The 24219-nt window shown below is 70.3% G+C and carries 22 protein-coding genes and 1 tRNA gene; 7 read left to right on the forward strand and 16 right to left on the reverse strand.

Going from position 1 to position 24219, the window contains the following annotated elements; translation table 11 throughout:
- Position 1: 1 nt before the first annotated feature.
- Positions 2–511: a hypothetical protein gene (locus LDO11_RS09470; protein ID WP_232141333.1), complete on the forward strand. Its 510-nt coding sequence runs from the start codon at positions 2–4 to the stop codon at positions 509–511.
- Positions 512–521: 10 nt separating this feature from the next.
- On the opposite strand, the gene LDO11_RS09475 is transcribed toward LDO11_RS09470, so the two are convergent.
- Positions 522–2084: a protein adenylyltransferase SelO gene (locus LDO11_RS09475; RefSeq protein WP_232141334.1), complete on the reverse strand. Its 1563-nt coding sequence runs from the start codon at positions 2082–2084 to the stop codon at positions 522–524.
- A gap of 145 nt (positions 2085–2229) precedes the next feature.
- Between LDO11_RS09475 and LDO11_RS09480 the strand changes: the two genes are divergently transcribed.
- Entirely contained in the window at positions 2230–4065 is a 1836-nt protein-coding gene (locus LDO11_RS09480; RefSeq protein ID WP_232141335.1) for a DEAD/DEAH box helicase, read from the forward strand.
- A gap of 54 nt (positions 4066–4119) precedes the next feature.
- Here the strand turns inward: LDO11_RS09480 and LDO11_RS09485 are convergent, their stop codons facing one another.
- From LDO11_RS09485 to LDO11_RS09520, 8 genes are all read right to left on the reverse strand, one after another.
- Entirely contained in the window at positions 4120–4476 is a 357-nt protein-coding gene (locus LDO11_RS09485; protein WP_129135625.1) for a hypothetical protein, read from the reverse strand.
- Complete coding sequence (locus LDO11_RS09490) at positions 4473–5222, reverse strand: sulfurtransferase (protein ID WP_232141336.1); 750 nt, start codon at positions 5220–5222, stop codon at positions 4473–4475. The genes LDO11_RS09485 and LDO11_RS09490 overlap by 4 nt, the downstream gene beginning before the upstream one ends.
- 149 nt (positions 5223–5371) lie before the next feature.
- Positions 5372–6940 (reverse strand): leucyl aminopeptidase, encoded by a 1569-nt coding sequence (locus LDO11_RS09495; protein WP_232141337.1) that lies wholly within the window; start codon positions 6938–6940, stop codon positions 5372–5374.
- Positions 6941–7053: 113 nt separating this feature from the next.
- Positions 7054–7674 (reverse strand): hypothetical protein, encoded by a 621-nt coding sequence (locus tag LDO11_RS09500; protein ID WP_129135622.1) that lies wholly within the window; start codon positions 7672–7674, stop codon positions 7054–7056.
- A gap of 103 nt (positions 7675–7777) precedes the next feature.
- Entirely contained in the window at positions 7778–8482 is a 705-nt protein-coding gene (locus tag LDO11_RS09505) for a hypothetical protein (protein ID WP_232141338.1), read from the reverse strand.
- Between the two features lie 87 nt (positions 8483–8569).
- A complete protein-coding gene (locus tag LDO11_RS09510) occupies positions 8570–8935 on the reverse strand; it encodes a DUF6164 family protein (RefSeq protein WP_232141339.1) in 366 nt (121 codons plus the stop codon).
- Positions 8936–9048: 113 nt separating this feature from the next.
- The gene (locus LDO11_RS09515; protein WP_232141340.1) at positions 9049–9504 is read right to left on the reverse strand and encodes a PA2169 family four-helix-bundle protein; all 456 of its coding nucleotides are present in this window, start codon (positions 9502–9504) and stop codon (positions 9049–9051) included.
- Positions 9505–9794: 290 nt separating this feature from the next.
- The gene (locus tag LDO11_RS09520; RefSeq protein ID WP_232141341.1) at positions 9795–11825 is read right to left on the reverse strand and encodes a S9 family peptidase; all 2031 of its coding nucleotides are present in this window, start codon (positions 11823–11825) and stop codon (positions 9795–9797) included.
- Between the two features lie 185 nt (positions 11826–12010).
- On the opposite strand from LDO11_RS09520, the gene LDO11_RS09525 reads away from it, so the two are divergent.
- Positions 12011–12481: an FKBP-type peptidyl-prolyl cis-trans isomerase gene (locus LDO11_RS09525; protein WP_232141342.1), complete on the forward strand. Its 471-nt coding sequence runs from the start codon at positions 12011–12013 to the stop codon at positions 12479–12481.
- An 18-nt stretch (positions 12482–12499) separates the two neighbouring features.
- Here LDO11_RS09525 and LDO11_RS09530 read toward each other — a convergent pair whose 3' ends face one another.
- Positions 12500–13150, reverse strand: a complete 651-nt coding sequence (locus LDO11_RS09530; protein WP_435574626.1) for an HD domain-containing protein — start codon at positions 13148–13150, stop codon at positions 12500–12502.
- The gene (locus LDO11_RS09535) at positions 13147–13800 is read right to left on the reverse strand and encodes a DUF998 domain-containing protein (protein ID WP_232141343.1); all 654 of its coding nucleotides are present in this window, start codon (positions 13798–13800) and stop codon (positions 13147–13149) included. Before LDO11_RS09535 ends, LDO11_RS09530 begins: the two co-directional genes overlap by 4 nt.
- Positions 13801–13895: 95 nt before the next feature.
- Between LDO11_RS09535 and metX the strand changes: the two genes are divergently transcribed.
- The 4 genes from metX to tssA all read left to right on the forward strand — a co-directional run bounded on the left by metX (position 13896) and on the right by tssA (position 16944).
- A complete protein-coding gene (metX, locus tag LDO11_RS09540; RefSeq protein WP_232141344.1) occupies positions 13896–15011 on the forward strand; it encodes a homoserine O-acetyltransferase MetX in 1116 nt (371 codons plus the stop codon).
- Positions 15012–15067: 56 nt separating this feature from the next.
- Positions 15068–15661, forward strand: a complete 594-nt coding sequence (locus tag LDO11_RS09545) for a cysteine dioxygenase family protein (RefSeq protein ID WP_232141345.1) — start codon at positions 15068–15070, stop codon at positions 15659–15661.
- A 43-nt stretch (positions 15662–15704) separates the two neighbouring features.
- Positions 15705–15791: transfer RNA gene (locus LDO11_RS09550), tRNA-Leu, on the forward strand.
- A gap of 88 nt (positions 15792–15879) precedes the next feature.
- Positions 15880–16944 carry a type VI secretion system protein TssA gene (gene tssA / locus LDO11_RS09555; RefSeq protein ID WP_232141346.1) on the forward strand — a complete coding sequence of 355 codons (1065 nt, stop codon included), beginning with the start codon at positions 15880–15882 and terminating at the stop codon, positions 16942–16944.
- 3 nt (positions 16945–16947) lie between these two features.
- Here the strand turns inward: tssA and LDO11_RS09560 are convergent, their stop codons facing one another.
- The 5 genes from LDO11_RS09560 to LDO11_RS09580 all read right to left on the reverse strand — a co-directional run bounded on the left by LDO11_RS09560 (position 16948) and on the right by LDO11_RS09580 (position 24196).
- Positions 16948–17706 (reverse strand): OmpA family protein, encoded by a 759-nt coding sequence (locus LDO11_RS09560; protein ID WP_435574627.1) that lies wholly within the window; start codon positions 17704–17706, stop codon positions 16948–16950.
- A gap of 1 nt (position 17707) precedes the next feature.
- Positions 17708–18691 (reverse strand): type VI secretion system-associated protein TagF, encoded by a 984-nt coding sequence (tagF, locus tag LDO11_RS09565; protein ID WP_129135612.1) that lies wholly within the window; start codon positions 18689–18691, stop codon positions 17708–17710.
- A complete protein-coding gene (tssM, locus tag LDO11_RS09570) occupies positions 18688–22422 on the reverse strand; it encodes a type VI secretion system membrane subunit TssM (protein ID WP_232141347.1) in 3735 nt (1244 codons plus the stop codon). Before tssM ends, tagF begins: the two co-directional genes overlap by 4 nt.
- A gap of 11 nt (positions 22423–22433) precedes the next feature.
- Positions 22434–23864 carry a hypothetical protein gene (locus LDO11_RS09575; RefSeq protein ID WP_232141348.1) on the reverse strand — a complete coding sequence of 477 codons (1431 nt, stop codon included), beginning with the start codon at positions 23862–23864 and terminating at the stop codon, positions 22434–22436.
- Positions 23865–23935: 71 nt separating this feature from the next.
- Positions 23936–24196, reverse strand: coding sequence for a PAAR domain-containing protein (locus tag LDO11_RS09580; protein WP_232141349.1), 261 nt, complete (start codon positions 24194–24196; stop codon positions 23936–23938).
- Positions 24197–24219: the final 23 nt, after the last annotated feature.

Below are 24219 nucleotides of genomic sequence, written 5' to 3' on the forward strand. Positions count from 1 at the left end.
CATGAAGCCGGTTGTCGCGGCCGCACTGGCTTTGATGGTGGCGGCCTGCTCCGGGGGCACGGCGGCCCTTGAGCCGGAAACGGCGGACGGCGCAGCCGCGTCCGCGTGCGCCGTCGACGAAACCGTGGTGTTCGCCTGCGCCACCGGCGCCGGCCAGGGGGTCGCGCTGTGCGGATCCCAGGATGCATCGCGGCTGCGCTACGTGGAAACCGGCGAGGCCGCGGCCCGCTGGCCGGAGACCGGAATGGCCGAGGCTGCCGCGTTCCGCTCCGGCACCCTGATGTATTCGGGCGGCGGCGGCGCGTACCTGCGCTTTGACCGCGATGGACGCGAGTACACGGTGTACACCGGCATCGGGCGCGGATGGGAGAAGGCCGGCGTGCTGGTGCAGGAAGACGGCCGGACCGTGCGCGCACTGACCTGCGAGGACGAGGTCGCCTCGCTCATCGGCCCGGAGCTGTTCCAGCGCGCGTCCATCCCTGCGGACGAATCCGGATTCGAGATCCCCTGAGGCGGCTGGCTCAGGAGCTGCAGGACAGCATCGAGCAGCCCGCGCGCGACCGGGCCCACTCCGGCCGGCGCGCGGCGAAACGCTCGCGGCCGGGCTGCTCCCGGTATGGCTCGCGGAATATGTCCATCAGCTCGTGCACACCCGTCGGATCCCCCTGCTCCGCCTGGTCGATGGCCTGCTGCAGGAGCCAGTTGCGCGGCACGTAGAGCGGATTGGCGGTGTCCATCATTTCGCGGCGCCGTTCCGGCGCCAGCGCATCCTCGCGCACGCGCGCCGCGTAGCGCTCCAGCCAGTCGTCGAACGCCGCACGCGTCGCTTCCAGTTTTGCCGGATCGTAGAAGGCATGCTCCAAGCCCTGCAGCGAAGGCGCCTGCGCATCCACGGAGGCCAGGGACCGGAAGAACAGCGTCATGTCCACCTCCCCGTCCACCATCAGGGTGCGCAGCGCGGTCAAGAGGTCGTCATCCTCACCCTCCTGCCACTGCGAAAAGCCGAGCTTGCACGCCTGCATCCGGGATTCGGTGGCGTTGAACACTTCGGCGTAGCGGTCCAGGCCGGCCTGCAGCGGCGCCGCATCGCCGAACAGTGGCGACAGCGCCTGGGCCAGCCGCGACAGGTTCCACTGCGCCACGCGGGGCTGCCAGCCGAAGCGGTAGCGCCGGCCCTGGGCATCGGTGGTGTTGGGCGTCCAGTCGGGGTTGAAGTCCTCGAGCCAACCGTAGGGGCCATAGTCGATGGTCAGGCCAAGGATCGACATGTTGTCGGTATTGAGCACGCCGTGGACGAAGCCCACGCGCATCCAGTGCGCTACCAGCCCGGCGGTGCGCTCGCAGATTTCCCCGAACCAGTCGGCGTAGAGCGTCTCACCCTCACCCTGCAGGTGCGGGAAATCGCGGCGGATGCAGAAGTCCGCGAGCGTGCGCAGCAGGTCGGTTTCCCCGCGCGAGTACGGCAATTCGAAGGTGCCGAAGCGGATGAACGACGGCGCCACCCGGCACACAACGGCGCCCGGTTCGTCGCGCGGATTGCCGTCATAGAACATGTCGCGCTCAACCATCTCCCCGGTCTTGACCAGGCTCAGCGCCCGCGTCGTGGGCACGCCCAGGTGGTGCATGGCCTCGCTGCAGACGAACTCGCGGATCGATGAGCGCAGCACGGCGCGGCCATCGGCCATGCGCGAATAGGGCGTCCTGCCCGCGCCCTTGAGCTGCAGCTCCCAGCGTTCGCCGGCGGCGTTGACCAGCTCGCCCAGGGTGATCGCCCGGCCATCGCCGAGCTGCCCGGCCCAGTGCCCGAATTGGTGGCCGCCGTAATTGGCCGCGAACGGCTCCATGCCCGCTAGCAGCGCGTTGCCACCGAAGACCTGCGCGAATTCCTCCGAGGCCACGTCTGCTTCCGAAAACCCCAGCGCATGCGCCATCTCCGGCGAATGTGCCAGCAGCCGCGGCGCCGATACGGGCGAGGGATCCACCCGGGACCAGGCGGCCCCGTGCACCTGGCGCAGGCGAGGTCCCGTTTCCGCATCGCCCGGAAGCGCGCGCAAAAACGCATTGTCGAATTCGATTCCCTGCATCCGCCTACCGTAGCAGCCGGCTGGTCACTTCCCCGTCGAGTGCATCGGCTTGCCTGCCTGTTCGCGGCTGCCCCGCATTCACACGCGACGCGTAAAATACTGCCGCCAGAACGGCCGCTCCCCCGGCGCCGATACACCTTCGCCGATGAGCGCTGACAGCCCCACCATCCGTTTTTCCGATCTCGCCCTGCCCGACCCGCTGATGCGGGCGCTGGCCGACGTCGGCTATGAATCCCCGTCGCCAATCCAGGCCGCCACCATCCCGCCGCTGCTGGAAGGGCGTGACGTGCTTGGCCAGGCACAGACCGGCACCGGCAAGACCGCCGCCTTCGCACTGCCGATCCTGGCGCAGCTCGACCCCCGCGCGAGAAAGCCGCAGGCCCTGGTGCTCGCGCCCACCCGCGAACTGGCCATCCAGGTTGCCGAGGCCTTCCAGACCTATTCGCGCCACCTGCCCGGCTTCCAGGTGCTGCCGGTCTATGGCGGCCAGGGCTATGGCCAGCAGCTCTCGGCCCTGCGCCGCGGCGTCCACGTGGTGGTGGGTACGCCGGGGCGCGTGATCGACCATCTTGAGCGCGGCACCCTCGACCTGTCCGAACTGCGCTGCCTGGTGCTGGACGAGGCCGACGAAATGCTGCGCATGGGCTTCATCGACGACGTCGAGGCGGTGCTGAAGAAGACCCCGGAGACGCGCCAGGTCGCGCTGTTCTCGGCGACGATGCCGAGCCAGATCCGGCGCATCGCCCAGACCTACCTCAAGGACCCGGTCGAGATCGCGATCAAGTCGACGACGACGACCGCGGCCAACATCCGCCAGCGCTACTGGATGGTCAGCGGCGTCAACAAGCTCGACGCGATGACCCGCATCCTCGAGGCCGAGCCGTTCGACGCGATGATCGTGTTCGCGCGCACCAAGATCGCGACCGAGGAACTGGCGGAGAAGCTCGCGGCACGCGGTCTGGCCGCTGCGGCGATCAATGGCGACATCGAACAGAAGCAGCGCGAGCGCATCATCCAGCAGCTCAAGGACGGCCGTATCGACGTGCTCGTCGCCACCGACGTGGCCGCACGCGGGCTCGATGTGGAGCGCATCAGCCACGTCCTGAACTACGACATCCCCTACGACACCGAAAGCTACGTGCACCGCATCGGTCGCACCGGGCGCGCCGGGCGTGCCGGCGAGGCGATCCTGTTCGTCAGCCCGCGCGAGCGCGGCATGCTGCGCTCGATCGAACGCGCCACCCGCCAGCCGATCGAACAGATGGAACTGCCCAGCGTCGAGACCGTGAACGCACGTCGCGTGACCAAGTTCCTCGACCGCATCGGCGACGGCCTGCAGCACCCGCAGCACGGCATGTTCCGTGAGCTGGTCGAGACCTACGAGCGCGAGCAGAACGTGCCGGCGGTGGAGATCGCCGCGGCGCTGGCGGCGCTGCTGCAGGGCGACACCCCGCTGCTGCTCGACCCGCCGCGCGAGCGCCCGAAGTTCGAGCGTGCCAACGAAAGCGAGCGCCACTTCGAGCGACCGGAACGCGCCGACCGGGGGCAGCGGCGCACCGCCGACGATGCCGCACCGCGCGAGCCCCGCCCGCAGCGCGTGCAGGGCCCCGAGGCCGGGCTGGAGACCTTCCGCATCGAGGTCGGCCACGTGCACGGCGTGCAGCCGGGCAACATCGTCGGCGCGATCGCCAACGAGGCGGACCTGGAAAGCCGCTACATCGGCCGCATCGACATCCGCGACGACTACACCCTGGTCGACCTGCCCGACGGCATGCCGCGCGAGGTGCTGGAGCATCTCAAGCGCGTGCGCGTGGCCGGCCAGCAGCTGCGGATGCGGCGTGCCGAGGCGGCCGATACCGAGGCGCCCGCGCGTCGTCCCGGTGGTTTCAAGCGCCCGGGCAGCGCTCCGGGTGGCTTCCGCAAGGGTCCGCCGGGTGGATTCAAGGGCGGCCCGCGCAAGCCGCCGCGTCGCGAGGGCTGAGGCCCGTCAGGCACCCACCCGCCCTTCGGGGCGGGAGATGGGCACTGCAGGTGTTCAGCAGTCGCCGGCCGCTTCCCCCTGCCCCTCGGCACAGGGCGACGGCAGCGGGTCCGCCGGGGTATCCACCGCCGGTACCACGCGTTCGGCGATCGCGCCGGCCACACCGTCCACCACCCGCTGGCGCATGCCGGCGGTGTCAGGCACGCGCAGGCCGTCGGGCCCCAGCGCATCGGTATCCGGCCCCAGCACCCAGACGATCTCCGTCGGCGACGGCCAGTCCAGGTGTGGCGCCAGGAGCGCGTAACCGATCACGATCGCGACCACGAACAGCACCAGCTTCAGCACCACGCCCACCAGCTTGAAGCCGAGGTAGAGCGCCAGCACCAGCAGGACGATGCCGATCCAGCTCATGCGGCGTCGGTCTCTGCATCGGCAAGCGCGACCAGCTCCGGATCGAGCGCCACGCGCTCGTCGAACACGAAGCACCGGCCTTCATACCCCGTGCCGCCGACGCGCTCGAAGTAGCCCAGGATGCCGCCGTCGAGCTGCAGCACGTTGTCCATGCCCTGCGCACGCATCCACAGCGCGGCCTTCTCGCAGCGGATGCCCCCGGTGCAGAAGCTGACCACGGTGGTCCCGGCGAGCCGGTCGCGCTGCGCGGTCACGGCCCAGGGAAGATCGGTGAAGTTGTCGATCGGCAGGGTCAGCGCGCCGGCGAAGGTGCCGTAAGCCACTTCCTCGCGATTGCGCGTATCGAGCATCACCACGGCGCGGCCGCTGTCGTCATGGCCCTGCTGCAGCCAGCGTGCCAGCACCTCCGGCGTCACGGCCGGGGCGCGCCCTCGCAGCGGCGACGCATCCTCGCGGCGGAAGGCGATGATCTCGCGCTTGACCTTCACCTTGAGCCGCGCGAAGGGCTGACGTTCGCTTTCGCTGACCTTGACCCCGATCCCGGCAAACCGCGGATCGGCCCGCAGCCAGCCGAGGAAGCCATCGATGCCGGAACGGCTGCCGGCAAGGAACAGGTTGAGGCCTTCGTCCGCCACCAGCACGCTGCCGAGCAGGCCGTGGTCGCGGGCGATCGGCTCGATGGCGTCGGCAAGCGCACGTGGATCGTCCACGTGCACGAAACAGTAGGCGGCGATGCTGGTGTACATGCGCGCATTCTACGCGGCGCGTCGGCCACACCTGCCGCGCCGGCGTGTGCGTTCATCGCGGCTTCGGCCGCCCTGCGCATTCCGGAAAGCGAAACGGCGGCCCGGGCTTCCCCGGACCGCCGCCTGCAGGTGGTTGCCGTGCGGCGCCCTCAGCGCGCCGCCGGTTCCACGTGGTCACGCACCCAGCGGTCGAACAGGCGCACGCCGAACGCGGTGGCGCCGGCCGGCGTGGTGGCGGTGCCGCCGGTTTCGATCCACGCCATGCCGGCGATGTCGAGATGCGCCCACGGCGTGCCCTTGTCCACCCACTCACCGATGAAGTGCGCCGCAGTGCCGGAGCCCGGACGGCCGCCGCCATTGCGCATGTCGGCGATCGGCGACTCCAGCATCTTCCCGTAGCCCGGATGCATCGGCATGCGCCACAGCGCATCGCCCGAGGCTTCGCCGGCAGCGAGCAGCTGGTCGGCCAGATCGTCATGACGGCTGAAGAGGCCGGCGTAGTCGCCGCCCAGGGCGGTGACGATGGCACCGGTCAGGGTGGCGATGTCGATGATCGCGCGCGGGCGGTGGCGGTCCTGCACGTACCAGAGCGCATCGACCAGCACCATGCGCCCTTCCGCATCGGTGCTCATGACCTCGAAGGTCTGGCCGGAGGCGGTGCGGATGACGTCGCCCGGGCGTGTCGCGGTGCCCGAGGGCATGTTCTCGGCCAGCGCGGCGACCGCGACGGCGTTCACCGGTGCGCGGCGGCCGGCCAGGCCGAGCACGGCGCCCACCGACGAGGCGGCGCCCGCCATGTCGTACTTCATGCGCCACATGCCGTCGCTGCCCTTGATGGACAGGCCGCCGGAATCGAAGGTGATGCCCTTGCCGACGAAGGCGACAGGCGCCTCGCCGCGGGCCGCGCCGTCATAACGCACCACCAGCAGCCGCGGCGGGCGCGCACTGCCCTGTCCGACCGCCAGGATGCCGCCCATGCCCAGACGCTCCATCGCCGGTACGTCGAGCACTTCGATGGTGACGCCCGGCATGCCGTTGAACGCCTCGCGGGTACGGCGCACGAATTCTTCCGGATACACCGCGCTGGCCGGCTCGGTGACCAGGTCGCGGGCGAACCTCACCCCGTGGGCGACCGGCGCCCAGTCGCGCTGGAACGCCTCGGCGGCGGCGGCGCCGTCGCGCGTACGCACCACCAGCGTGCCTTCGCCGGCGCGCGGGCCGGTATCGTCCTCGCGCCGCGAGCGGTAGAGGTCGAAGCGGTAGCCGCCCAGCGCGGCACCGAACGCCAGCGGCTGCGCGGCCGCGGCCTCGTCGCCGCCCCACAGCAGCTCGACCGCTGCGGCGGTGCTGCCGGCCGCAAAGCGGCCGACACGTCCGCCGACATCCTCGAGCGTGCGCGTGGAGGGCGCATCGGTGCCAACGCCCACCACCAGCACGCGGTCGAACGGCGCCAGGCCCGGCAGGTCGAGCTGGGTATCGGCGCGACCCTTGTAGCCGGCCGCGGCGACCGCGCGTGCCAGCGCGCCACCGGTGGCCGCATCGACATCGGCGAACGCGCCGGTCTGGGGACCCTCGCCACGCATCGCCACCGCGACCGTGCCGGCCGACGGCACCGCGTAGGCATCGAAGCGGATCTCACGCTGCGCGGCGGCAGGCAGGGCGAGACACGAGAGCAGCAGCGCCAACAGCATGCGCTGCAGCGGGAACGATCGGAACATGTGGACTCCAGACGAACGGACGGGGCGACCTGCGAAGGCCGCCCCGGACCATAAAGAAAATATGCGCCGCAGCCGGGTGCCGATGGTCACGGACCGCGGCGCGCCGCGTCGGATCAGCGCCGCGCGTAGTACGACGACGATGCGCAGACGGTGACGTCGGCGGCGCTCGGCGCCGGCATGTCCTGCCCGCGCAGGCCCATCAGGCGCACGACGTCGTGGTCGCCCTCGGCGATCTTGGTAATGGCGAGGTAGCCGGTCTTCATGTCGCGGCAGATGGCGTTGCCCGGTGCGCGCGTGGGCCAGGTCTCGCTGACCACCCGACGCAGTTCCACCGGATGCTCGGTGCCGATCATCATCGCGTCGGCATACCGCTGGCCCGGCAGGAATTCGTCGCCGCCGCGCAGGATCGCGATGCGTTCGGTGACGAACTCGGCGCCGTTCTCGCCGACGATGCGCGAGCCTTCGATGGTGATGCGCCCGGTGACCGATTCGGCGATCGGATTGCCGGTCTCGAACGGGCCGAGCGCCACCGGGTGCAGCATCGGCGGCGCCGCGCGCGAACCCGGGCGCAGCTGCGGATCATGGCTGGGCACGTCCGCCGGGGGCGGCGCGGCGGTGACCAGCACCGGTGCGGTGGTGGAGGTGTGCGCCGGCGTATCGGCGATCTCCTGGCAGGCGGCCAGTCCGGTCGCCGCGAGGGCAACGAACAGCAGGCGGATGGGTCGCGAGGTCATCTTCAGCTCCGTGAAACCAGCGCGCATTATCCGGAGTCGACGGGCACAGATGTTCATATTCCGTGAGCGGGCACCGGCGAAATGCCGGAATGCGACCCACGGCTCAGCGCGACTCGTACTCCAGCACCTCGCACGCCTCGATATCGCTGGCACCGGCAGCCGGCATCGAATCGCCCCTCAGCCCGGCCAGGCGCACGACCTGGCGGTCGCCTTCGTTGACCATCACCAGGGCGATGTAGCTCGCCTCGCCGGAGGCGCACAGCGGCACCGCCGTGTGCCTATCGGCAGCGGCATCGGCAGGAATACCGGCAGGAACACCCGCAGAGACGGGGGGCGTGCCTTCGACCGCCGCGGTGTCGGCGGCCACGGGGTCATCGTCACTGGTGTCGCCAGCGGGCGGATACACCCGGCGCAGCTCGACCGGCTGTTCGGCGCCCACCATGAGCAGACTGGAATAGCGCTCGCCCGCGCGGTACTGGTCGTCGCCGCGGACGATCGCGATGCGCTCGGTGCTCAGCTCGTCGCCCTGTGCGGCGGAGATCGCATGGTCGTCGACCTCGATCGCGCCGGTGGCCCGGGTGGCGCGCTCGCCTCGCGGCTCGAAGCGTCCGCTCACCAGCGCCTGCAATTCCGGAGGAGCGGCGCGCTCATGGCGACGCACCGTCGGATCATTGGCCGGCACGCGTTCCTGTGGCGGCGCGGAGTCCGCAGGCGCCGGCGGGGGCGACGGTGGCGCGCGCTCGCCACAGGCGGACAGCGCCGACGCCGTCATCGCGGCGGCAAGAGCAAGGACCAGGGTCGATTTCATCATGGCTCCGCAGGCGATCGGCCGTCTTCGATCATAGGATCCCGGCATTCACCGCATGTGAGTATCGAAGGCGGTGCCCGGACGACGCTAGCGCCAGAGCAGATAGCCGGGAAGCGCCATCAGGGCGAGCAGCGCCAGGATCGCCAGCACCCGCACCAGCACCCAGCCCGGGCGTTCGCGCAGCATGTCGGCAAAGGTCTCGTCCTCGCCACGCGCACGCGCGTCGGCCAGCCCGGCGCGCACCCGCTCGCGGAGCTCCTGCTGGTAGGTATCCATCAGCCGGCGCGCCTGCGGGTAGTCCTGGTCGTGCTTGATCCAGATCGCCCCGCCGGTGATGCCCAGCGGGCCGGGCCGGGTCTGGTACCAGGCGATGCGATGGGCATCGAGGAACGCGCGGACGCCATCGGCTTCCTCGTCCGGGACGTTACGCAGATGCAGCAGGAGCTTGGACATCGAACAACCGGGCGACGGGGGCGGCTGCGATTCTAGCGGCGCGCCGGCGCCACAACGCGCTCGGCCCACCCGGAAGATCCGGATGGGCCGCAATCAACGCGCGAACGGATGACTCAGGACGCGCACTTCATCGCGTGCTTGCGGGCACGCATGAGGTCGTGACAGGCGCGCACTTCCGGCATCAGGCGGGTGACCACGTCGCGGGCGGCTGTCGGGGTCTTCTCGTCCTTGACCGCATCCTCGAACGCATGCAGCAGGCGGTCCTCGGATTCCTCCAGCTCGGCGACATAGCTGTATTCCTTGTCACCCAGCGCGGCACGCACGCGGGCGTACATCTCCTGCATCGAGCCGCGCATGGTGCCCGAGCCCTCGGGGTCGCCACCCACGGCCTGCACGGCAGCGCCCAGCTCGGCGATGATCGTGGCCTTGGTCGTGGCCACGCGGGTGAACAGCGACTTCAGCTCGACATCGTCGATCCGCGTGGACGCATCCTGGTAGAACTCCTGCCCGTCGCGGGCGATGGCGATCAGATCGTTCAACGTCTCGGTGGTCCGGCTCTGCTGGTTCATGGTGTCTCCTGGTGATCGTGGGGGTTGCCGGGCGGCGTCGCACGGTTGTCGGCGGCGGTCCGGCCCGTGGCGCATCGTGGTCAGCGTACAAGCGCGCAGTGCAGCGATGCGGCATCCACACGCTAACCGCACGACACTCAAAGGCATGTGAGCCGTGCAATCACGCAGTGCTTACGAACGGTCTCCGGCGTGCGCGAACCCTGTCTCCTGCACGTCCCGAGGCAACACACGCCCGATAACGCGAAAGGCCGGCATCGCTGCCGGCCTTCCCCATGGATCACCCGTGCCGATCAGCGTGCGGCTTCGGGAAGGGCGTAGTCGAGCTGGTAGGCAGGCGGTTCGCCGCCCGGCCCGGTCAGGTAGTGCTCCATCCACTGCATCAGGCGCATCGCATAATCCCAGCGCGAGGCGGCGCGCTGGTTGCCGTGCCCCTCGCCCGGATACAGCACCAGACGCACCGGCGCCTGCCCGGCCAGCTGCAGATAGCGGTACATCATGTAGGACTGCATCACCGGCACCCGCGGGTCGGCCTCGCCATGCAGGATCAGCGTCGGCGTGCGCGATTTCTGTGCGTGGGTGATCGGGCTGGCCTGACGGAACATCTCCGGGTTCTCCCACGGCCAGGTGCCCATGTGGGTCAGGTACTGCTCCTGCGGGATATCGCCGGTGGTGACCAGGCTGGCCTGGTCGGAGATGCCGACGAACATCACCGATGCCGCAAAGCGCTCGCTGTAGTACGTGGCACCCCAGGCACTGGCGTAGCCGCCGTAGGAACCGCCGGTGATGCCGACGCGGTCGCGGTCGACCAGGCCGATCTCCACGAGGTGGTCGACGCCATCGACGAGGTCGTCGAACTCCTCCATGCCCGGGCGCCCGTAGCCGGCCTTGGAGAACTCCACCCCACGCCCGGTGCTGCTGCGGTAGTTGGGGAAGAAGCTGGCGAAGCCACGTGCGGCGGCCACCTGCGCCGGCTGCGAATAGCCGGTCAGCCAGCCGTTGGAGTAGTGCGACTCGGGACCGCCGTGCACCACCAGGATCAGCGGCACGCGCTGGTTGCCGCGGCGCTCGAGCGGATGCACCAGCATCCCTTCGATCTCCAGGCCATCGCGCGCCCGGTAGCGCACCACTTCCTGCCGGGCCAGGCGCACGTCGGCGAGCCACGGGTTGCTGTCGGTCAAGCGGGTCGGCGTCGCCTGCCCGCGGCCGAGGATGAAGACCTCCTGCGGATGCTGCCGGGAGTGCCCGACCAGGGCGAGGTCGCCGCTCTCGCGTGCCACGCTGAGCCCACCCCAGACCGGACCTTCGGCGGCGAGCAGGGTCTGCTGATTGCTGCCGTCGACGGCGATCTCGCCGATCCGGGTCTGCACGCCCTCCTGGCTCAGGAACAGGACGCGGCCATTGTCGCGCCAGCCGACGTGCGACACATGCCCGGGCAGGCCGGGCAGCAGGTCACGCTGCGGGCCACCGTCCTTGCCGACGATGGTGAGGCGACCATCGGCGGCGTCGTTCTCATTGGCGGCGGAAATGACCGCGAGGTGTGCTCCATCCGGGCTCCACGCCAGCTGGCCGAGCTTGCCCGGATTGTCGACGCGCCCGAGTTCACGACCGTGGGGGTCGATGATGCGCACGCGCGCGAACACCAGCGTGTCGTCGGTGAGCTGGCGCGGGGCGACCACCAGTGCCAGACGATCGCCGGCCGGACTCCAGTGCACGCTCTGCACGCTGCCATCGATCGCCAGTTCCCGCGCCTCGGCGTCGCCGTCGACGTCCTGGATCCACAACGTGGTCGGGCGCCAGTCCTCCTCGTACACCTTCTGGGTGAACCCCTGCTTGCGCTCGGCGGCCAGTGCATCACTCTCCGGCTGCGGCGCCAGAAGGGCGACGCGGGTGCCGTCGGGCGACAGGCTGTAGCCGGAGATATCGGTCTTGAGCGATGCGAAGCGCACCGCCTCGCCACCACGCAACGGGATGCGGTACACCCCGCGAGTGGTGTCGCCCTCGCGCTTGGACAGGAACGCCAGCGAGCGCCCGTCCGGAAACCACTGCAGGGCGGCGACATTGGTCTTGCCGGTGACGTAACCGCGGCTGTCGCCATTGCGCGACACCACGTGCAGTTCGGTCCGCGCGGGGCCGTCCTCGTCGATGCCCGGCAGGCGCGGCACCGCCAGCACATAGGCGATCTCGCCGCCGTCGGGGCTGATCGCGACGCCCGACGCGGTCCGCGTCTTGGCGATCTGCTCCAGGGTCATGCCACCCGCCTGCGCCATCACTCCGATCGGCAGCAGCGCTGCCGCCAGGCCGAGGAACCAGATCCGCCTCATCCGTGCACTCCGTTTTCGACAAGGCCGCAACTTTGCCACAGCCCCGGCAGGGTTCCGCGCAGCCGCGCGTGCGGCGCGACGGGTTGCAGCGGGCGGGCCGATTCCCCTAGCCTGCCGGCACGCACCACTTCTCTGGCGTCGTGAGTCGACCGGCGTACTCCCATCCCAACCCCGAAGGAGATCCCATGGAGATCGCGGCCGAACGCGTGGTCAGCTTCCATTACACCCTCACCGACGATGCCGGCGCTGTCATCGACCGCTCGCCGGACGATCGCCCGCTGAGCTATCTGCACGGTGCCGGCAATATCGTGCCGGGCCTGGAGAACGCCCTGGCGGGCCATGCCGTCGGTGACCAGCTGACCGTGGATGTCGAACCCGAGCTGGGCTACGGGGTACGTCACGAGGGGCTGGTCCAGTCCGTGCCGAAACAGGCATTCCAGGGCGTGGACAACGTGCAGCTGGGCATGCAGTTCCGCGCCCAGACCGAAGGTGGCTCGCTGCTGGTGACGGTGGTCGAGGTCGGTGATGACGAGGTCCGCGTCGACGGCAACCATCCGCTGGCCGGCAAGACCCTGCATTTCGACGTCCGCATCGCCAGCGTGCGTGCGGCGACCGACGAGGAAAAGCAGAACGGCCAGGCGATGGACGCTGGCTGATCAGCAGCGGCCTGTCGATCAGCGTCTGGTACCCAGCGTGCGCCGCAGGTTGGCGCGCGCCGTGGCATCCAGCCGCTCGTGGAACTCCGCGCTGAGGTAGATGCGCGGGCGTCGCAGCAGCGCGGCGAGGAATCGCCGCCGCTGCATGCGGTACAGCCAGCCCGGCACGCGGTCGCGGTATTCGGCGGCAATCGCGCGGTCGTAGGCGTCGAAGCGCGCCGCCGGTGTGCCGAGGATCGCCATGTCGCAGTCGAGGAAGCGGCGGGTGTCGTCGCCGTCGGCATCGTCCGGGAAGTCATCCGGATCGTGCTGGCCGTGCCGGGCCGTCAGCACGATCAGCTCCGCGACGCGCCCGGCATCGATGCCCGCGTCGGGCAGCCAGCGCACGATCGCCTCGCGCGCCAGCTCCGCGGAACGTGCTTCGTTGTCGGTCGCGCCCGGCACGTACACCGCATCGTGGTACAGCACCGCCAGCCACACCTCGCCCGGCCGGTGCCAGCCCGGCCCGGACAGCACCGTGGCCATCTCGCGCATCACCTCGCCCACATGCGCGAAGGAATGGTAGGCGCGCGGAGGATCCGCATAGGCGGCCTCCAGCGCCGCCCGCTGCTGCGCGGCCAGCACGGGCATGCCGGGCACGGCATAGGGGTTGAACCCGGTGTCGGTCATGGCGGATCTCCGACCCACGCGTCGCCGCGACGCAACCGCCCGCGCAGCGCAGTCCAGATGAAGACGAACCACAAGGCGATGATCGCGATCACCGCCTTCTGCGCGGCCCCGCGTGGCAGCCCGCCGACCAGAACCAGCGCCCACAACGCGGCGAACGCGACCGCGGCGATGCCCAATGCGCCCGGCATCGATGTGCGCCAGCGCGCGTCGTGCCGCAGCCAGGCGGATTGCAGCAGCATCGCTACGGTCACGCACAGAAAGGCCGCCTGTGCGGAAACCCCGTGTATCCAGCCTACGAAGGTCGGGTCGGCGCCATCGCCGTCCATCGGCGCGAATGCGGTCACCACCAGCGAGGCCGCCCCGGCGATGAACAGCAGCAGCGGTCCGCTGCTGCGTGCCGGCGGCGACAGGGATCGCTGTACCGCGAATGCGATCGCCACGATCGCCACCGCCAGCGCGCAGTACGCCAGCTGCAGCCAGCCGCCATAGGGCTGCAACAGGTAGCGGCTCATCTGCGCGTCGACCCAGTCGAGGTCGGGCCGCAGCAGGTGGATGCCGATGGCGATCGCCACGAACAGCGCCATCCCCGCAGCCGCCACCGGCATGGCGATGCGCGAACACCGGAAACGGATAGCGGACGATGGGGGCATGTGTATGGACGCCAGCCGGGACCGCTGGATTGTCCTACAGCAGTGAACACGATGGCCCGCCACGCGGTCCGGGCGGCTGCGCTTACACTTTCGCGATGACCGAATTCATCCCTCCGGGCACGCGTTTCCTCCAGCTCGAGCACGCGCTGCCGATGAAGCGCGGCGGCGCCCTGCAGCGCGCGCGCATCGCCTACGAGACCTGGGGCACCCGCAACGCCTCGGGTGACAACAGCATCCTCATCCTCACCGGGCTGTCGCCCGATGCGCACGCCGCGAGCAACGCCGACGACCCGTCGCCGGGCTGGTGGGACGCGATGGTCGGCCCCGGCAAACCGATCGACACCGACCGCTGGCATGTCGTCTGCGTCAACACGCTCGGCAGCTGCAAGGGGTCCACCGGGGCGGCCTCGCCGTCACCGGAGGATGGCCAGCCGTACCGGCTCCGCTTCCCGGACCTCTCGATCGAGGATGTCGCCGATGCCGCGATGCACGTGGTCGACGCGCTGGGCATCGAGCACCTTGCCTGCGTGATCGGCAACTCGATGGGCGGCATGGCGGCGCTCGCCCTCCTGTTGCGCCACCCCGGCCGTGCGCGCAGCCATATCAATGTCTCCGGCGCCGCCCAGGCGTTGCCGTTCTCGATCGCGATCCGCTCGCTGCAGCGCGAGGCGATCCGCCTGGACCCCGCCTGGAACGGCGGCCACTACGACGACGCGCGCTACCCGGAGAGTGGCATGCGCATGGCACGCAAGCTGGGCGTGATCACCTACCGCTCCGCGCTGGAGTGGGACGGCCGCTTCGGGCGCGTGCGGCTGGACTCCGACCGCCGCGACGACGAGGATCCGTTCGGCCTCGAATTCGAGGTTGAGAGCTACCTCGAGGCGCATGCGCGGCGCTTCGTGCGCAACTTCGACCCCAACTGCTACCTCTACCTCAGCCGCTGCATGGACTGGTTCGACATCGGCGAGTCACTGGGCGGCGACACCCTGGCCGGGCTGGCGGCGATCCGGGTGGAGCGGGCGCTGGCGATCGGCGTGCATACCGACATCCTGTTTCCGCTGCAGCAGCAGGAGGAGATCGCCGACGGCCTGCGCGCTGGCGGCTGCGATGCGCGCTTCCTGCCGCTGCCGTCGCCACAGGGCCACGACGCCTTCCTGGTCGACTTCGAGCGCTTCGGGCCGGCGGTGCGCGGCTTTCTCGACGGGCTGTAGGCCACAAGGGGTCGTCCACCGGGCCGTCGCCGCGGGCTTGGCCTAGAATGGCCTGCATGACCGAGACCGCCCTGCCCGACATCCGCTTCACCGGTCGCGACAAGCTGGTGCGCGCCATCGACACCGCGGTGGCCAGCGGTGACGAGCACGCGGTGACCGCCGCACTGCGCACCGTGCTGTGCAACGTGATCGGCGATCCGGAGGTCGAATTGCCGGCCTGCGTGCACGAGCCGGTCGCCGACCATTACGCCCGCCGCGAGCTCTATCGCAGCCCGGAGCACGGCTACAGCATCGTCGCGATGACCTGGGGCCCCGGCCAGGCGACGCCGCTGCACGACCATTGCGGCCTGTGGTGCGTGGAGGGTGTCTGGCACGGGGTGCTGGAGATCACCCAGTACGAGCTGCTGGAACAGGACGGTGAGCGTTTCCGCTTCCGCGCCGCCGGCGGCATGCAGGCGGGCCCCGGCAGCGCCGGGAGCCTGATCCCGCCGCACGAGTACCACACCATCGCCAACGCCAGCAGCGACCGCGTCGCGGTGTCGGTGCACATCTACAAGGGCCCGATGGAACGCTGCGCGCGCTTCGTGCCCGAAGATGGCGAGTGGCACCTGCACACCGACAGCCCGCTCGCGGTGGATCCCGCCGCCTGAGTGCCTCGCAGCGCGCGCGGCTGGCGGTATACTCGCGCTCCGCGCCGGAGTGGCGGAATCGGTAGACGCAGCGGACTCAAAATCCGCCGCCCTTGAAAGCGTGCGGGTTCGAGTCCCGCCTCCGGCACCACCACCCGGCCGACCAGGCTGGCCTGGTTCCTGTCCGATGGATCGGTGCAGGGCTGGACTTGCGAGGCTACCCGGAACGGACTCCCGACATGCTGGACCTGGACGACCTGCTGGCGCCGATCGACGCCACCTACCCCGCCGGCGAAGACCTCGCGTTCTCTTCCGAACTCGACCTGATCCAGGAAGCGCGCCGCGCCGACGACCCGACCCTCGAACAGGGCGACTGGGTCACCGACATCAAGAGCGCCGACTGGCCGGTGGTCGCGCGCACCTGCAGCGACCTGTTGCGCACCCGCACCAAGGACCTGCGCATCGCCGCATGGCTGGTGGAGGCGAATGGCCAGCTGCACGGCCTGGCCGGGCTTGCGCAGGGCTACCGGCTGGTCGCCGGCCTTTGCGACCGCTACTGGGACGACCTGCACCCGCTACCCGAAGGCGACGACCACGAGGAACGTATCGGCAACCTCGGCTGGCTGCTCGGCAATTCCCTGCAGTGGCTGCGCACGCTGCCGATCGTGCAGGCGCCGCAGGGGCGGTTCGGACTGGGCGCATTCGAGGCCGCGCATGCGCGTGGCGACCAGGACCCCGGCGATGGCCGGCCCGGCCTGGAACTGCTCGAGGCCGCGCGGCGCGACACCCCGCATGGGTTCTACCGGCAGCTGCTCGAGGATGCTGACGATTGCGTCGAAGCGCTGCGCGAACTGCAGCTGGCGGTGGACGCACGGCTGGGCGTGGACGGCCCGAGTTTCGCCGCCGTCAACGACCAGGTCGACACCCTGCGGCGGATGCTCGGCCGCTTTGCCCGCGAAGCCGGTGTGCTGACCGATGACGGCGGTGACGCCCACGCGACAGAGGTGCCGATGGGCACCGATGCAGAGTCGACGCAGGGCGCACCGGCGGCGGGCAGCATGCCGGCAACCGCGGGGCCGCTGGCATCGCGCCGGCAGGCGCTTGCCCAGCTGCGCCAGGTCGCGGAGTTCTTCCGTCGCACCGAGCCGCACAGCCCGGTGGCCTATCTCGCCGACAAGGCCGCGCGCTGGGGCGAAATGCCGCTGCATGTGTGGCTCAAGCGCGTGATCAAGGACGATGCCACGCTCGCGCAGATGCAGGAGATGCTCGACGTCGAGGATCCCTCTCAGGACCCCTACGGCTGAGCGCTACAGCACCTTGAACTGGATGCGGCGGTTGCGCGCGCGGCCCTCATCGGTCGCGTTGTCGGCGATCGGCTCGTCCGGCCCGCGGCCGAGCACGCTGAGGTTGTCCACCGGGATGCCCTGCCCCACCAGATAGTCACGCACCGCCAGGGCGCGCGCCTGGCTCAGCGCGATATTGCCCTGGCGCGCGCCGACGTCGTCGGTATGGCCGACGATCTGCACCCGCGCATCGCCGATCTCGCGCAGGCCCGAGGCCATCTCGTCGAGGATGCCGCGGCCGACATCGGTGAGTTGCGCGCTGCCGCTTTCGAACTCGACGATGCGATCGCCCAGCGTCGCGTCGAGCAGGTTCTGTCCGGACCCGCCGGTGCGCAGGCTGTTGGTGACCGTGTAGCGGCTGCTGCTGGCGAGGCTGAGTTCGCTGGCGACCTGCTGCCGCTGCGCCTCGTTGACCACCTGGCCGGTGATGCGCACCGCCTGGCCGTTGACCTCGAGCGCGCCGTCCGACACCCGGCGCAGGCCCGGCCCGACCATGTTGGCGACGTACTCGCCCCAGTTCGGCGGCGTGGGGATGGATTCGATCTGCAGGCGGTCGACCACCCGTTCGGCGCCGTAGACCTCGTGCAGCCGCGCCAGGATCAGCGCCTTGCTGGCCTGGTCGGGCACGATGCCCTCGGCGATGACCGGCTTCGAGGTGTCCTGTGCGGATGCGGTACCGGCCAGCAGTACGCACGCCAGCATCGTGTGGAGGATCGTTCGCATCTCAGGTCCCCAGAAAGGTTTCGCCAAACAGCTTGCGTGCGGTCTTCAGCGACAGGTCGTCGCGGTCGAGATAGCTGGCGAGCCGGTTGAGCGCGTAGTCGCCGGGCAGGTAGTCCTCGACCCAGCCCGCCTGGCTGCCGCGGATCAGGTAGTCCGCCGCCACGGTGGGGTCCAGCACCGCACCCAGCACCTGGTCCTGCGCGCCGTTGAAGCCGACCACCAGCCGCGGTACGGCCTCGTCGCGCACCAGCACTGCGAGTTCGAAATCGCCGCGGGCGATGAAGCCCGAGACCAGGTCCAGCCAGAACGCCGCCACCAGCGGACGGTGCAGGCTGTCGGTGGGCAGCGGCAGCTCGAGGCCCTTGTCGATGCTGATGCCGCCACCGGTGAGCAGCGGCTGCAACAGCAGGCCGAGCGCCGGCAGCATGTGGCGCAGCGAGACCTCGGCATGGCCGGCGTCGCGCAGGCGCGCCTGCAGCGAGCCGATCGTCTCCATGTCGAGGAAGTCGTCGAACGGGGCCTGGTAGGCCAGCGGATCGACCGCGAGCTCGTAGCGCGCCTCCCCAAGCGTACGCAGCGGCTCCTCGGGCGCGTCCGCGCTCACCGCGTTCGCCGACAGGCGCGACAGCCCGGTCCACACCCGTGACAGCGCCAGCGGGCTGCGGGCAAGGAATGCGAGCGGCTGGCCGACCTCGAGCCGGATCGCCGACAGCAACGGGAAACGCCGCGACGAGGCGTCGTGGCTCGGGCGCAGGTGCCCGCACACCACCAGCCGGCTGCGCGAGCCGAGGAACGCATACGCCACGCCGGGGGTGGCGTCGTAGAGACGCTTCCAGTCCGGGTTGCGCGCCAGCAATTCGATGCTGCCGCCCGCCCAGCGGTCGAGCAGTGCCATCAGCTGGTGGTCGTCGGCGGTGCGCACGAAATCCCCGCGTGCCGGGATCTTGCCGAAGTAACTGACCGCGGCCGTCGCTGTCTGGCTCATGCGCCTTCCTCCATGGATGCGTCCACATCGGTGGCGGCGGTGGCCGTCGTGTCCGGCTCGCCGGCCACCGTGGACGGCAGTTGCAGGCCGCGCTGCCACTCGCCACTGCCGCTGGCTGCACCGGCGCGGCGGGTGATGCGCATGTCCACGGTGATCGAGATTCCTTCCGCGCTCCAGGTCACCGAACTGCTGTCCGGACGGCTCTCCACCCGCGCTGCTTCCATCAGCCGGACGAAACCGTTGCTGCCCGGTGCATCCACCACGCGCACGGTGCGGCCGTCGCTGGTGACCACCGACAGCTGCGCGCCCGGCACCTGCCCCGGATTGGGCCACTGGAAGGTGGTCCAGGTCGGCGGCGTATTGCGATAGCGCATCGCCTGGCCGTCGATCTCCAGCGTGTATTCGACCGCGCCGATCGCCGGCGCCGGCTGGATCTGGAAGATCGTGGTGTCCTGGCCACCCGCGCCGGCGGCACTGCCGCTGACCCAGTCGCCATAGCCGCTGACCAGTTCCGGAGACAGGGTGATGCCCATGCCCGCCCAGCGCCGCGGTTCGAGCAGGTTGCCGCGCTGGATCACCAGCGCCCCCAGCGCGTCCCTGTTGAAGCCGGCCACCGCGCCGCTGCTGCCGAAGATCGCCGCGACATCGCCCGGTGCGGCATCGACATCCGCCCCCTGGTCGAACGGGAACTGCCGGCCGATGCCGTCGCGGAACGGCTGGTACACCTGCGCCGCCCACACCCGGTTGATCTCGGCCTCGGTCGGCGCCACCAGCGCGGCAAAGGTCTCGGTCAGCGGGCGCAGCAGCAGCGGCCGCAGCGCGTTGCGCTGGGTCTCGTCGAGGCCATTGAGCATCTGCTCGTCGACCAGCGCGAGCGCCGCGTTGAGTTCGGAGCCGTCGTTACCCAGCGTATCCTGCATCAGCCGGCGGGCACCCGGGCCCGGCTCGCCTTCGGTACGGATCGCGTTGAGCCGGCTGCGCAGCTTGCCCAGGGTCTGGAAATAGCTGTCGATCAGCGCCGGACCATCGCCGGTGCCCAGCAGCCGCGCGAAGCCCTCGAAGGTCTTGCCGACCGGCCCCATTGCCGCCTGCACGGCCTGGCCGGTCCCGGGATCGAGCTCCATCGGCAGGGACGACGGCGCGCGCCGCAGGACCACGCGCTGGAACCACGCCACGAAGCCGCCGCGCCCGGGGCCCTGCGCAGCACGCAGTGCCGCCGGATTGTCCCAGACGGTCTGTTCGTTGATCGCCTCCAGCAGCGCCCGGAGCGGTGAGTTCTGGGGATCGCCGAGGCTGTTCATGCGCGCAACCGCGGCGTCGAAATCCTCGAAGCGGTTGACGCTCACGCCCTGCAGGAATTTCTGCCATTCCTGCGCGTATTCCTGCTTGTACAGCGCGGCCAGCTGGCGCGAGATGTGCTCCGGGCTGCCCGCCAGCGACAGGTCGCTCTGTTCGGTGGTATCGAGCACCCAGTCGGTGGTGCTGAGCTCGCTGCCGGCCGCCTCGTCAAACGCGGCGCGCACATAGTCCTCCCAGGCCTTGCGCGAGAACGCGCCGGAGATCGCATAGCTGCCGGCAATCGCCTCGCCATTACGCTCCTCGCCGACCAGCGAGGCCACGGTAATGGTCGGGAAGCGCGTGGCCGCACGCGCCTTGATCTGTGCGAACACCCGCTCGATGGCCGGCTGGCCCTTCATCACCTGGCGCAGCGCCTCGCGGCTGTCGGCCACCAGCGCGACCCTGGTGTCCAGCTGCGGCCACGCCGGGTCGTCCGCCTGCGCGACGTAGAAACCGAGCAGCTTCTCGGCGCTGCGTGCCATCTCCTCGCGCGACATCTGCCCGCGGTTGGCCTCCAGCCAGCCACGCCAGAAGCGCGTCAGCTGGTGGGCGAGGTGCGCCTGCTCCACGCGCCCACGGTTGCCGAGCATCAGGTAGGTCTTGAGCGCGTTGTAGGCGTCGTTGGCGTCGTCCGGCGAAGCTTCCTGGTACAGCGTGGCCTCCTGCGCCTGTGCCTGGTCGCCCGCCGTGGCGGGCTCCTGCAGGCCACCACCGGCGGCGACGTCGGCCAGGAAGCTCTCCAGCCGCGCGCTGGTGGGCGCAAGCATCACCTGGCGCATGCCGTGGAAGTACTCGTCGCGGAGCTTGCGTTCGATGCGCTCGCTCTGGTCCATGCCGATCACCGAGGCGATGCCACGCGACTGCCGGTGCCGCGCCAGCTGTTCGAGACGGTCCTGCAGCAACGACAGCGCCTGCAGCCGCGACTGCAGGTCGACACGGCCTTCCTGCGCGCGAACCGCCTGCTCCAGATCGCGCGAGGCGTTCTCCACCAGCTGGCGATGCGTCGTGTACGACCAGGCCCAGCCACCCAGTGCCAGCGCCAGTGCCGCCACCGATCCGAGGAACACCGCATAGCGCAGGCGGGTGCGTCGCGGGCTCGAGTACTGCTGCACAAGGCCGCGGTCGGCGAAAATGACCTTGCGGAACAGATCCTTCAGGAAATGCGCGGTATGCCCGGTGGTCGAAGGCTCGACCGCGGCATCGCGCGCCGGCTGCAGCGCGAACTCGCGCGAGACCCGCTCGGACGCGTAGTGCACCGAATGGCCTTCCTGCAGCGCGCTGGTGAAGTAGAAGCCGCGGAACACCGGCTTGAACTGGTAGGGATTGTCCTCGAACAGGGTGGCGATGAAGGTGCGCAGCGCCGGCTTGATGGCTGCGAACTCCAGCGGCAGCGTCAGCAGCCCCGGCGACACCTGGCCGCCGCGCTGCATCGCCATCTGGCTGAGGCTCATTTCCTTGAGGCCGTCGGCGAGTTCGTCGAAATGCGCATCGAAGGCGCCGAGCGCGTCGGTCCCGGCGTTCGGCTCGAAGGGCAGCGTGGCGCCCCAGACGTTCTCGCGCTCGGCCGGGTCGAGCCCACGGAAGAACTCGGTGAAGCCTGCGATCAGGTCGGCCTTGGTGAACACCACATAGACCGGCGCGAACACCTCCAGCCGCTCGGTGATCTCCTGCACGCGCTGCCGCAGGCTCTTGGCGAGCTCGATGGCGAATTCCGGCTTGCTGCCGGAGATCTCGGCGATGCTGGCGGCGATCAGGATGCCGTTGAGCGGCGCGCGCGGGCGGTTCTTCTTCAGCAGGTCGAGGAAGGTCAGCCACTCCAGGCGGTCCTCGACGCTGACCGAGTAGCGGCCGGCGGTGTCGAGCACGATGCCCTCGGTGGTGAAGTACCAGTCGCAGTTGCGGGTGCCGCCGATGCCCTGGATGACATTGCCGCGGCTGTCGCCGAACGGGAATTTCAGCCCGGAATTGAGGATCGCCGAACTCTTGCCCGCGGCCGGGTTGCCGATGATCACGTACCAGGGCAGCTCGTACAGCGCGGCCTTGCCCTTGAGCACGCCGATGCGCGAGGACTTGATCGCCGCCACCGCTTCCATCATCCGCGTGCGCAGCGCTTCGGTATCGGCCTTCGCCGCGGGGCGTGCGTGTGCGACCGCGCGATCGGCGTCCTCGGCCACCATCCGGTCGATGCCCTGCGCCGCACGTCGCGCACGCAGCCGGCGTACCAGCCACACCGCCGCGGCGACCAGCAGCGCCACCACCAGCAGTGCCAGCAGCCACATCCCGATCCGGCGCAGCCCATCGGCGCCGAACATGGCGATCGCCGCCGCGGAGACGATGCCGATCGCGGCGAGCACGCGGTAGTCGGTGAGGTAGTAACGCAGTCTGCTGAACATCGGGCAATCCGTCAGGCGACAGTGGCCGGCGCATCGGCGTCGGCGCGGGAGCTGGAGCCATCGTCGTCGACCGGCACGATGGCAAGGGCGAGGCGCCGGCGCTCGTCGAGCAGTGACAGCGCCAGCAGCGGTTGTGCGGAGTCCTGCACCCGGGCAGCCGCCAGCGCCAGCAATGCGACCGGTGCCACGATGCCGAGCGCACCGTTGGCGATGCCCAGCGCCGGGCACTGGTGGGCGGTATCGAGATCCGGGCAGACCAGCGACACCGCGGCGGCGGTCTCCACCGCGGGCGCGGTGCGCTGGTCGGCGTCGCTGAGCACCAATCCGACCGATGCGGGCTCGATGCCCGCCTCGCGCATCGCGCGTTCCAGCAGGTCGGCGGTGGCGCGCGCGCCGGCACGCAGCGACGCCAGCGAGGTTTCGCCGTCCACCTGCGTGTGCACGAACGCCATGGCGCCGTGGGACCCGGCCGCGCGCTGCAGCAGCACGCCAGCTGCACCCTCCCCCGGCACCAGGCCGTCCTGGTGGCGCGCACCCATCAGCAGGCCTGCGGACTCCAGGCGGCGGACCGCCTGCGCGCCGACCTGCGAATCCGCCGCCAGCAGCAGATGCCAGCGCGTCGCTCGATCGGGGCCATCCGGGGCATCCGGGGCATCCGCAGGTTCCAGCAGCGGTCGCATCCGCGCCCAGGCTTCGCGGGAGTCGACGACCGCCATGGCCTGCACCTGCAGTTGCGCGGCCGGCAGCCCGCAGTCGATCGCGTGTTCCTGCATCGCGGCGGCACATGCTTCGCGCAGTGCCGCCGGCCAGGCCGCCGACAGCAGCAGGTGGACGTCGATACGTTCGCGCATCGCAGCCGTTTCGCGGTGGTGCATGCCGGCAACCACCTGCCCGTCGGCCTCCACCACGCGCGGCAGCAGGGCCGCGGTCTCGACGAACAGGGCCTCGGCCACCGGCTCGAGCAGCGCCAGTGCGCGCAGCGCCTCCTCACCGGCCCGCACCCCGGGCGCGTGCCGCCGCAGCAGCTCTTCGGCCATCAGGGTGTCGAGATGGGCAACGAACGCGGCAAACACCGGCAGCCCGTCGCGATCGCGCAGGGTCGGATGCAGGCCGGGGCGCCGCGGCTGCACCAGCGCGGCCAGCGCATCCGCTGGCGTGTCGGCGACAGGCAGCCACACAGCACTGGCGCGCACGGCCATCGACGGAGGGGTGATCGCGTCGCGCCTGTCAGCGTCAGCGGCGGCGGTCGCCGGTATGTCGGTTGCCGCGTCGGCACGCTTGCGTCGTGCCTTGCGCGCCACATGCACGCCACCCAGCAGCAGCAGCGGCAACCCGCCCAGCACCAGCGCCATCTGCATGCCCCCCGGGGTGGCGCCGGTACCACGCCAGATGCCGATCGCGCACACCCACACGACGGCGAACACCACGACGGCCACGAGCAACGCCCGCATCATGCCGATGCGCCCCCGTCGCCGTGCATTCCCCTGCGGGCGTCCTGCCCCATGCGCCCGCCTCAGTCCACGATCGTGGTGGATTGCGACGACAGCAGCGTGCCCCCGCACGCGGTCCTGTCGCCGTGCCGGGCGACGGGCTGGCCGTCGACGATGAGCGTGGGATCACCCGACGCGATGGTGGTGGGGCCGTGGCGCTGGCAGACGACGCTGTCACCGACGCGCGCGATCGGCGTGCCGGCGATATCCGATGTCGGGGTGCCGGAGACCACGCTTCCCCCGTGGTCGATCCGGTCGCCGATGACGATGATTGGACGCGACATCGCGTGCTCTCCCTGTCGTTACC

It is taken from the genome of Alterluteimonas muca, from assembly GCF_021191595.1.
GTDB classification, from domain to species: domain Bacteria; phylum Pseudomonadota; class Gammaproteobacteria; order Xanthomonadales; family Xanthomonadaceae; genus Luteimonas; species Luteimonas muca.